The 9,596-nt window shown below is 39.1% G+C and carries 9 protein-coding genes and 2 pseudogenes; 8 read left to right on the top strand and 3 right to left on the bottom strand.

The annotated features are described in order from the left end of the window. The first annotated feature begins 2 nt into the window (after positions 1-2). Complete coding sequence (locus HMPREF0023_RS17120) at positions 3-122, top strand: glycohydrolase toxin TNT-related protein (protein ID WP_223804349.1); 120 nt, start codon at positions 3-5, stop codon at positions 120-122. A gap of 280 nt (positions 123-402) precedes the next feature. On the opposite strand, the pseudogene HMPREF0023_RS16995 reads toward HMPREF0023_RS17120, so the two are convergent. The 3 genes and pseudogenes from HMPREF0023_RS16995 to HMPREF0023_RS09280 form a co-directional block, all read right to left on the bottom strand. Then, a pseudogene (locus tag HMPREF0023_RS16995) lies at positions 403-963 on the bottom strand (substrate binding domain-containing protein); the annotation flags it as partial. Positions 964-975: 12 nt separating this feature from the next. Beyond that, a complete protein-coding gene (locus HMPREF0023_RS16990; RefSeq protein ID WP_008941953.1) occupies positions 976-1,344 on the bottom strand; it encodes a LysR family transcriptional regulator in 369 nt (122 codons plus the stop codon). A 51-nt stretch (positions 1,345-1,395) separates the two neighbouring features. After that, positions 1,396-3,321, bottom strand: coding sequence for a sigma 54-interacting transcriptional regulator (locus tag HMPREF0023_RS09280; RefSeq protein WP_008941952.1), 1,926 nt, complete (start codon positions 3,319-3,321; stop codon positions 1,396-1,398). A gap of 218 nt (positions 3,322-3,539) precedes the next feature. On the opposite strand from HMPREF0023_RS09280, the gene HMPREF0023_RS09275 reads away from it, so the two are divergent. From HMPREF0023_RS09275 to HMPREF0023_RS09245, 7 genes and pseudogenes are all read left to right on the top strand, one after another. Then, a complete protein-coding gene (locus tag HMPREF0023_RS09275; protein WP_002058090.1) occupies positions 3,540-4,022 on the top strand; it encodes an MSMEG_0572/Sll0783 family nitrogen starvation response protein in 483 nt (160 codons plus the stop codon). 24 nt (positions 4,023-4,046) lie between these two features. Further along, positions 4,047-5,039, top strand: coding sequence for a Nit6803 family nitrilase (locus tag HMPREF0023_RS09270; RefSeq protein WP_002058125.1), 993 nt, complete (start codon positions 4,047-4,049; stop codon positions 5,037-5,039). 35 nt (positions 5,040-5,074) lie between these two features. Next, positions 5,075-6,153 (top strand): annotated as a pseudogene (locus tag HMPREF0023_RS09265) (MSMEG_0568 family radical SAM protein). A 10-nt stretch (positions 6,154-6,163) separates the two neighbouring features. Continuing rightward, positions 6,164-6,727, top strand: coding sequence for an MSMEG_0567/Sll0786 family nitrogen starvation N-acetyltransferase (locus HMPREF0023_RS09260; protein ID WP_016541979.1), 564 nt, complete (start codon positions 6,164-6,166; stop codon positions 6,725-6,727). After that, on the top strand, positions 6,727-7,773 hold the full coding sequence (locus HMPREF0023_RS09255) for a sll0787 family AIR synthase-like protein (protein ID WP_016541980.1): 1,047 nt from the start codon (positions 6,727-6,729) through the stop codon (positions 7,771-7,773). The genes HMPREF0023_RS09260 and HMPREF0023_RS09255 overlap by 1 nt, the downstream gene beginning before the upstream one ends. After that, a complete protein-coding gene (locus tag HMPREF0023_RS09250) occupies positions 7,766-8,056 on the top strand; it encodes an MSMEG_0570 family nitrogen starvation response protein (RefSeq protein ID WP_008941947.1) in 291 nt (96 codons plus the stop codon). Before HMPREF0023_RS09255 ends, HMPREF0023_RS09250 begins: the two co-directional genes overlap by 8 nt. 10 nt (positions 8,057-8,066) lie before the next feature. Beyond that, positions 8,067-9,368 carry an MSMEG_0569 family flavin-dependent oxidoreductase gene (locus tag HMPREF0023_RS09245; RefSeq protein WP_016541981.1) on the top strand — a complete coding sequence of 434 codons (1,302 nt, stop codon included), beginning with the start codon at positions 8,067-8,069 and terminating at the stop codon, positions 9,366-9,368. The last annotated feature ends 228 nt before the right edge of the window (positions 9,369-9,596 follow it).

Raw genomic sequence — 9,596 nt, 5'->3', positions numbered from 1 at the left:
AAATCTTACCATGGTTTGGACAACCTGGCCAAGGAACTCAGTATAAGTTGCCAAAATCTGTTCAGGAACTTTTAGATCCTAATAATCCATATTTAAAGGAAATTCGTAATGACAAGAGGTGAGTTAATTCAATATTTGTCTTCGTTGGGAGTGCATGATAGTAGTTATGCTTTCGACAAAATAAAAAATTCTGAGTGCGTAAGCATATTAAAGGAGAGAGAGATGTGGAATGTTTATTATACGGAAAGGAATATTCCTGACTGGCTTTGTTGCATAAATATGTAAGCATCTGATTTAAATAAATTTAATTTTGGATCAAGAAATAATCAAAACTTTTAAAATCATATAGTTATGAAATCTTTGTGCAACAAAGCCCTAATTAATCAAAATTTTTTTGTAGACTCAAGTTTTAGTGCCTGAGTCTATTCTTTCCCAAGGAGGCAATACAGTCCATTGTTCAACGAGGTAATCGATAAACATTCTGATTCTTGGAGACAAATGTTTTTTGCTTGGATAAATAATGCGAATAGGCTCGGGTTCAACTGTATATTTTTCAAGAAGAGGAATAAGTTGGAGCTGATCAATACTTTCTTGTGTGATATAGGTGGGTAGTTGTATGATACCAAACCCTGAAACTGCAGATGCCAAGATAGCATCTGAACTATCGATTTTCATCTTCTCAGGACCTTCAAAAACATAGATCCCCGAGTCTGTCTTGAATTTCCAGCTTCTACGATTGTTGCTACCATTTAGAAAAATTGTATCAAATTTTGCTAAATCTTCTGGAGTTTGGGGGGAACCATGTAATTTAATATATTGTGGTGATGCACATGTCTGCATTTTTTGCCATGCGATGGTCCGTGTTAAAAGTCGAGAATCATCCTTGGGTTCACCAACACGAATACCTATGTCAAAGCCTTCTTCAATGATGTCAACAAAGCGATCTGTAAAAGAAATGTCTGCTTTTAATCCAGGTCATTTTTTTAGAAAGGTGTCTAAAATGGGTAAAATATATCGATTTCCAAGTGAGTGAGGAGCTGTAATTTTTAAAGTACCAATCGGTTCAAGGCGACGTGAAGCCATTACATGATCAACTTCTTCTAAACCTTCTAAACCTTCTAAAATCTGCTGGCAATAATCAAAGAGAATTTGCCCCTCATCAGTCAAGCTTAAGCTTCGTGTCGTTCGATTTAATAGTCGCACTTTCATTTGTTCTTCTAAACGAACAATACTTTTACCAATAGCAGATCGTGATAAACCTAAATGTTTCGCTGCAAGAGTATAACTGCCATATCTGACTGAAGCTACAAAAGCAGAAATATCACCAATTCTATTGATTTCCATTGCTTTATCCCAATGTGATTATTCATTTGTTGGTAAGGTATTGAATATCCATTAATATTTAATACCTAATTTTTTTAATTTTGAAATCAGTGTCGTTGGATTAATCCCTAAAAGCTTAGCTGCACCCTCATCACCAAAAATTTTACCTTCACATTGTTTGATTGCCAGTTGAAGATTTTCAGTTTCTAACTGTTTAAGCTGTTGTATCGATAGGACTTGCTCAATTGCTGTAGCGTGATTGTGCTGCATAGTCTGAGAGGATTCTTGTTCCAGTAAATATTTAAATGAAACAGCGCCATGTTTGGCAGTAATCAATGCTCGCTCCAACACATTTTGTAATTCTCGAATATTACCCGGCCAGTCATAGTGTTGCAGTTCGAGGATGTGTTTTTGTGAAAAAGGTAAATAAGGCACTTTACGATTTTCACTGATCAGCTTGGTAAAGTGTGAAACTAATAGAGGAATATCTTCTTTTCTATCTCGTAAGGCGGGTGAGTGAATCGGGAATACATTCAAGCGGAAGTATAAGTCTTCACGGAAATTTTTGAGCTTAACTTCTTCTCTGAGATTACGATTAGTCGCTGCAATAATCCTGACATCAACGTGGCGAGTTTTTTCTTCACCAATTCGTTCAAATGTTCCTTCTTGTAATACTCTTAATAATTTACTTTGTAATTCTAGTGGGATTTCACCAATTTCATCTAGAAACAATGTTCCTTGATCTGCAAGTTCAAATCGCCCCGCTCGATCACGCACTGCTCCCGTAAATGCGCCTTTAACATGCCCGAAAAATTCACTTTCAAATAGTTCTGAGGGGATGGCTGCACAGTTAACACGTATAAGAGGTTGTTGTTTACGATGACTAGATTGATGGATTGCACGTGCAATCAGTTCCTTTCCTGTACCAGATTCGCCATAAATCATGACATTGGCATCAGTAGAAGCAACTACTTTAATTTTTTCAATGATTTGTAAAATTGAGGCACTATTTCCCACAATTTCATGATATTGATTCTCTTGTAGTATCTCTTCCTGTAAATATTCATTTTGTTGTTCTAGTCGACTTTTTAAGTCTTGTAGTTCGTTAAGAGCATGGGTGAGTTGTTTTTCTGTATTTAAGCGTTCGCTGATATCTCTAAAGACTACAACTGCACCAATGATCTCGCTTTCACGGATGATTGGTGTACTTGTAAATTCCACAGGAAAAAAACTGCCATCACGTCGCCAGAAAATCTCTTGTATTCCTTCATGTACTACACCATCGTGTACAGCTGCGTAGATTGGGCATTCCTCGACAGGATAGTGCGTACCATTCTCATGAGTATGGTGGTGTATTTTATGGATATTTTTACTAAGCACATCTTCTGGTTTTAATCCTAGCATTCTCGCACCAACGGGATTTATAAAGGTACATAATCCTTGTTTGTTAATACTGTAAATGCCGTCACCGACTGAACTGAGCAATAAATGTTTGCCTGTGTCCGAGTCAATAAAAAGTTCCTGTAAGGCTTGCCATTCTTTTAGTCCTGCGCGGATGACTTTGTCTGCATTTTTATTCAGTTGGCGTAGCTCCAGATCTTTGACATCGACCAATGACCAAATAAGTAAAGTTTTATTTTTATATGGAATTGAAACAGAACTGACATCGAATTGAATTTTTTCTCCATTTTTATCAAAAGCATATAGCTCATTATTCCATGCATAGCCTTTAGCTAGTGTTTCTTCTGTAAATGCCACTAAGTCTGGGAGTTGACTAAAATGACCAAAAATAGAGGTGATAGTTTTTTGAATCAGCTCATGGCGTTCATAGCGGAGTAATTTCGTAGCACTAATATTTACATCAATAAACTGATTTTGATGTGGGTCTAAAACGAGTAAGGCTTGAGAGGTGTGTTCAAATGCAAGTGGACGAATTGAATTCTCAGTAGTAACCCAATCGGAAATGAAGTCGGTATTATTCATGCTACGAAATTTCATAGAATAGGTTATGAAATTTCATAATACTACGAAAAATCATAACCTTCCAGCACTATATTTATCATCTAAAAGAGCAGTTTTGAAAAATATTAATTATTATATTTCAATGACATAAAAATTAATTCCTACCAGAAAATAGATCTTGGCACAGCTCTCGCAATAACACGGATAGACCAAAACAGTTGGTTGAATCGAAACCGTAGATATGAGGAACGGCTATGCCTAAAGTAGATATTGAACAATACAAAGATGGTGATTTTCTTGTCGATTATGAAGAAAAAGTATTTGAGGATGTAAAAGCTCAGCCGGGTGAAAAAGCATTGGTGACTTTCCACACCGTTGCCTTTGAAGGTTCTATTGGCTTGGTTAATGTCTTACAAGCAAAACGATTATTACGCAAAGGTTTTGAAACCAAAATTTTGCTCTACGGTCCAGGTGTTCAGTTGGGGGTACAACGTGGTTTCCCAACTTTAGGTGCTGAAGCTTTTCCTGGACATTTGGCGGTCAATAATCAGCTTAAAGCCTTTATGGAAGAAGGTGGTGAAGTTTATGCCTGCCGATTCGCATTACAAGCGCTATATGGTCAAACCGAAAAAGCATTAATGCCAGGGATTCGTCCAATCAATCCTTTAGATGTAATGGACTTGAAATTACTGATGCGTCGTGACAATGCACTGATCATTGATACTTGGACTGTTTAAAGATTTAAGAAAGGGGAATAAGACATGAATCAGATTGTAAAAGCAGCAGCAGTACAGTGTAGTCCAGTGCTTTATAGCCAAAAGGAAACCGTACAAAAAATCTGTAATACGATTTTAGAGCTAGGTAAACAAGGCGTACAGTTTGCTGTTTTTCCTGAAACGGTAGTGCCTTATTACCCTTACTTTTCTTTTGTACAACCACCGTTTGCAATGGGTAAGGAACATTTAAAGCTTCTCAATGAATCTGTGGTTGTCCCTTCTGAAGCAACCTTTGCGATTGGTCAAGCCTGTGCTGAAGCAAAAATGGTGGTTTCTATTGGGATTAATGAGCGCGCGGGTGGAACAATCTACAACGCACAGCTGTTATTTGATGCTGATGGTTCAATCATTCAGCATCGTCGAAAAATTACCCCAACTTATCATGAACGTATGGTGTGGGGACAAGGCGATGGCAGTGGGTTGCGTGCGATTGATTCTGCTGTCGGGCGTATTGGGTCACTGGCATGCTGGGAGCATTATAACCCTTTGGCACGTTTTGCCTTAATGGCAGATGGAGAACAGATTCATGCTGCCATGTTCCCTGGTTCATTAGTCGGACAGGTGTTCGCTGATCAGATCAGTGCCACTATTCAGCACCATGCTTTGGAGTCAGGTTGTTTCGTAGTTAATGCGACGGCATGGCTACATCCTGAGCAACAACAACAAATTATGAAAGACACTGGTTGTGAAATTGGTCCAATTTCAGGTGGATGCTTCACTGCTATTGTATCGCCTGAAGGGAAATTTCTAGCCGAACCTGTTACTCAGGGTGAAGGTTATTGTATCGCTGACTTAGACTTTTCATTAATTGATAAACGTAAACGCATGATGGATTCGGTTGGTCATTATAGCCGTCCAGAATTATTAAGTTTATTGATTGATCGTCGTCCGACACAGGTACTACATGAACTTAAAGTCGAATCTTCAGATTTAACAAATCTTGAAAAGATTTCCAGATTTACGGAAGAGCAGGTTTAAGCCTTATTAAACCAATTCTATAGAGAGGGGTGAGTATGTCTGCAATACAACTTTTGACTGATTTGCAATGTAACGGTCTGAAATGGGATGGTGAATTTGGTCTATCTCGTAAAGGCGGTGCAGGGCCAAGTGATCATAAGGCACTCAGCCTAGATGGGCAGACGATGATGATTCCAGTGTTGAATCTAGCTGCACAAGAGTCTCCATACAGTGCCAAAGCTGATCCAGATTCTGACCAAGTGATCGTAATTTAAAACCGGTTCCTGTAGCAACATTAACAGCCCCATCTCGTCCAAAGTTTTATGACTTAACTACAGACGAAGGTATTCCATATGAGCAAATTGCAACTTTGCATAGCCACGATGTCTTGGCAACAACAGTATTACAACATTGCATTCGTATGAATGATAAAGCTACGGCTTGTCAATTTTGTTCGATTGACCAATCTTTAAAAAGTGGTCGTACTTTAATTCGGAAACGTCCTGAACAGCTCGCAGAAGTTGCAAAAGCAGCTGTGGAACTCGATGGTGTACAGCAAATGGTCATTACCACTGGCACACCTAATACTCCAGACCGTGGAGCAGAGATTTTATATGACAGTGTAAAAGCAATATGTGCTGAAGTGAAGTTACCTATACAGGTGCAATGTGAGCCACCCGATGATTTTGCATGGTTTCAAAAGTTAAAAGATGCAGGTGCGGTGTCAATTGGTATGCATCTTGAAGCGGTGAGTGATCGGGTACGTCATAAAATTATGCCGGGTAAAGCAGAAGTTTCAATTAATACATATTTTGCAGCATTTAAGGCGGCAGTTGAGGTATTTGGTCGGGGGCAAGTAAGTACCTATATCTTAGCTGGGCTAGGCGATACAGAAAAAGAAATCATTGAAATGACTGCCAACTTGACCGAGATGGGCGTTTATCCGTTTGTAGTGCCATTTGTACCAATTCAGGGAACAGCACTTGAACATCATTCAAAACCTGAGCAAGCCTTTATGCAGGCACTCTATCCAAAAATTGGTGAGCAACTCCGTCTACATGGGCTTAACTCGGAAGACACTCAAGCGGGTTGTGCCAAATGTGGAGCATGTTCTTCACTGAAAGCTTATGAGTAGGAGAAACAGTATGCAACTTTCTGGTTATCCATGGTTAATAGAATTAAATGAAGACCTTAAACAGTTTGTCACAGATGACATTGTTATCAAGGTGGTCACTGAAGACTGGGAACGTCGTCAATATTATCGCCTGCGAGAGGCAACTTTTCGCGATGAACAAAAGATTCTAAAAGAAGACCGTGATGAATATGACTTTAAAGCTCTAGGTATTGTTGCGATTGGGCAAATGTTTGGTGAGCATGATCATGTCATAGGTGCAGTGCGGATCTTCCCGGATGGAGCAAATACATGGTGGGGTGGGCGTTTATGTGTAGAGCCATTGTACCGTCATCATCATGCTATTGGTAAAGCGCTGATTAATGCAGCAGTGTCGACGGCAAAAAATCTAGGATGTCAAACATTCTTAGCGACTGTACAGCAACAAAATGAGCGTTATTTTCAGAAATTATGTTGGAACAGTGTCTGTGAATTAATGGTTGCTGAAATTCCACATATGATGATGCAAGCTCAAATTGAACATTATCCGCTACAGCATGTGGTCATGCAGGCTTATATGCAAAAAGAGGTGGAATGATGATGTCACTCAATCAACTTCTTGAATATTTGAGACAAACTCCAGCTATGCAATCAAAACAGGTGATTGCTAAAAGTGTAATGATCCCAAATCTGGATAAAGTGAATTCTCTGCAAGCTTTATACGCTTATCCTGGAGATGATACTGCCGCTGTTGCTGTCCAAGGACAATATATTTTACATGCGTGTGAAGGGATGTTGCCTGGTTTTGTTGCTAATCATCCTTATTTTGCGGGTTGGTCTGCAGTCATGGCCAATATCAGTGACATTGCAGCAATGGGTGGTCGTGCATTATCTGTTGTAAATAGCTTTTGGCATACAAATGTTGGGCATGCTCAATTATTAATGCAAGGCATGCAAGATGCTTGTACTGCTTATGATGTTGCATTGATTGGTGGGCATAGCAATATCGCTGAAAGTTATCAGCCTGCTTTATCCGTTGCCATTCAAGGAACAGCACAGAAATTATTGTCGGTTTTGCATGTTAAACCACAGCAAAAGATTTTGATTGCTTTAAATCTACAAGGTCAATTTCATCCTAACACTGTCTATTGGAAATGCTTTGAACGTGTATCGGGACGTATTTTGCAAGCACAGCTCTCAGTAATGCCGCAACTTGCACAACAAGGAATCGTATATGCCGCACGCGACATTAGTAATGCAGGCATTTTAGGCAGCCTGCTCATGCTACTTGAGGCAACGCAAAGTGGCGCAGACATAGACCTTCAAAAAATTCCAAAACCACAAAATGTGGACTGGCAGACGTGGCTGCAAATCTTTCCTAGTTATGGTTTTTTGCTGACAGCTGATGAAGGCGAATGCGAAGAAATCATTGAATTATTTGACAGTCAGGGTATCTGCTGTGCAGTGATTGGTGAAAGTAATGCCAGTGGAAAAGTTTATGTGCATGATCAGAAGCAAAATGCTCAATTTTGGGATTTTCATCAGCAAACATTTACTGGTTTTAACTATGCTGAAATTTTAAAAAAGTTAAAGGCTCAGTCGGATCCGATTGAGCCGATAGAGAAGGAGGCAGCATATGCCTAGCGTGAATTTTACCGTGAAATGGCCGAATGGCGAGCTGATTCAATATTACTCTCCATCCACGGTGATTTATGAATATCTAGCTAAAGGACATTCATATCCAGCAATACAGTTTTTAAAGTTGGCTGAAGATGGGTTATCTGCTGCATCAGAACGAGTACGAGTACGTTATGGCTTTGCATGTAGTTCAGCCATGGACAGCCTATCCACGATTAAACGCCAAGCTAACTTATTCGCCTTAAAAGACGAAGACCAAATTGAAATTACTGAAATGCACAATGAATAAGGGGAACAAGATGCTTAATATGCAAATTCAAGATTTACAACCAAATTATGATGTCGTGATTGTTGGTGGTGGCCAGGCAGGGTTATGTATCAGTCATTATTTACAAAAAGCAGGAATTGATCATGTGATTCTAGAAAAAGAATCAGAGTTGACCCATAGCTGGCGCAGTAAACGGTGGGATAATTTCACTTTGGTTACCCCCAATTGGCAATGTTTGCTTCCAGAGCATCCATATAACGGCAATGACCCTGATGGATTTATGAAAAAAAATGAAATTGTTGAATATCTCGACGACTTCATTGAAAAACTGAATCCACCAGTTTTATTGAATGTTCAGGTTAAGCATGTTGCAAAAATTGCACCTCAACACTTTGAAATTGAAACCAGTTTAGGCACAACGACTGCGAAACAATTAGTTGTAGCGGCTGGTGGTTATCACACCCCAATTTATCCAAAACTAAGTGATCAAGTCCCTGAACAAGTGTTGGTAATGCATTCAGAACAATATTTTAATGTGGAACAGTTACCTGAAGGTAATGTCTTGGTTGTCGGTTCAGGACAATCAGGTGCCCAAATTGCAGAAGATTTACATTTGGCAGGTAAAAAGGTCTATCTTTCTACGGGAGATGCACCACGCTGTGCGCGTTTTTATCGTGGTAAAGACGTAGTGAAGTGGCTTTATGAAATGGGTTATTACGAAACAACCGTCAAAGATCACCGATATAGTGAAGAGGTTCGTAACAGCACTAATCATTATGTGACTGGGCGAGATGGTGGTCGTGATATTGATCTACGTAAATTTGCATTAGAAGGTATGCGATTGTTTGGACGATTTGAGGACTATAAGGAAGGACAGTTTGTCTTCCGTCCAGATTTAATCCAGAACCTAGACATGGCAGATGCAACTTACAATCGTATTAATGCCTCTATTGATGACTATCTAGAGAAAAATAATATTGTGACTGAAGAGCCAGCATCTGTATATCAGCCACTTTGGCAGCCAGAACAGGAAATTACCCATATTGATTTAGTTGAAGAGAACATCACTTCGATCATTTGGTGTATCGGATTTAGACCAGACTATTCTTGGATTGATTTAGATATATTCCAGACAAATGGATATCCAAAACATGATCGCGGTATTACCGTTGACCCTGAAGTAAGCTTTATTGGTTTACCTTGGTTAAACACATGGGGTTCAGGACGTTTTATGGATGTTGCTAAAGATGCTGAGTTTATTGCTGATCATCTCATTCAACAATTAAATGTTACACCACAGCATATATCCTCAACATTATCATCATTGGCCTAATTATCAGGTAGCTGAATAGTCTCAACTTTCGGCTGCATCAAATCTCCAATATTGTTAAAAAACATAGGATAGCCATAATGAATCAACAACCTTTTGTAATTAATACTAATACTGAACCATGGGAATTTCTTCCTGTTCCATTTTTAAATAGTGAACTTCCCGTTAAAACCTGCTTAGCATGTCCTGATACAGGAATGATGATTTGGAAACGGCTTTGTTGCACAAAGA

The organism is Acinetobacter sp. ATCC 27244 (assembly GCF_000156555.1).
GTDB lineage: Bacteria > Pseudomonadota > Gammaproteobacteria > Pseudomonadales > Moraxellaceae > Acinetobacter > Acinetobacter haemolyticus.
Note: the sequence above shows the minus strand (reverse complement) of the source record. Positions and strands in the feature narration are given on the sequence as shown.

Bases quoted from the DNA above. Each gene is read 5' to 3' on its own strand.
- HMPREF0023_RS16990 (WP_008941953.1), bottom strand. From the start codon at position 1,344: ATGGAAATCAATAGAATTGGTGATATTTCTGCTTTTGTAGCTTCAGTC.
- HMPREF0023_RS09280 (WP_008941952.1), bottom strand. From the start codon at position 3,321: ATGAAATTTCGTAGCATGAATAATACCGACTTCATTTCCGATTGGGTT.
- HMPREF0023_RS09275 (WP_002058090.1), top strand. From the start codon at position 3,540: ATGCCTAAAGTAGATATTGAACAATACAAAGATGGTGATTTTCTTGTC.
- HMPREF0023_RS09270 (WP_002058125.1), top strand. From the start codon at position 4,047: ATGAATCAGATTGTAAAAGCAGCAGCAGTACAGTGTAGTCCAGTGCTT.
- HMPREF0023_RS09260 (WP_016541979.1), top strand. From the start codon at position 6,164: ATGCAACTTTCTGGTTATCCATGGTTAATAGAATTAAATGAAGACCTT.
- HMPREF0023_RS09255 (WP_016541980.1), top strand. From the start codon at position 6,727: ATGATGTCACTCAATCAACTTCTTGAATATTTGAGACAAACTCCAGCT.
- HMPREF0023_RS09250 (WP_008941947.1), top strand. From the start codon at position 7,766: ATGCCTAGCGTGAATTTTACCGTGAAATGGCCGAATGGCGAGCTGATT.
- HMPREF0023_RS09245 (WP_016541981.1), top strand. From the start codon at position 8,067: ATGCTTAATATGCAAATTCAAGATTTACAACCAAATTATGATGTCGTG.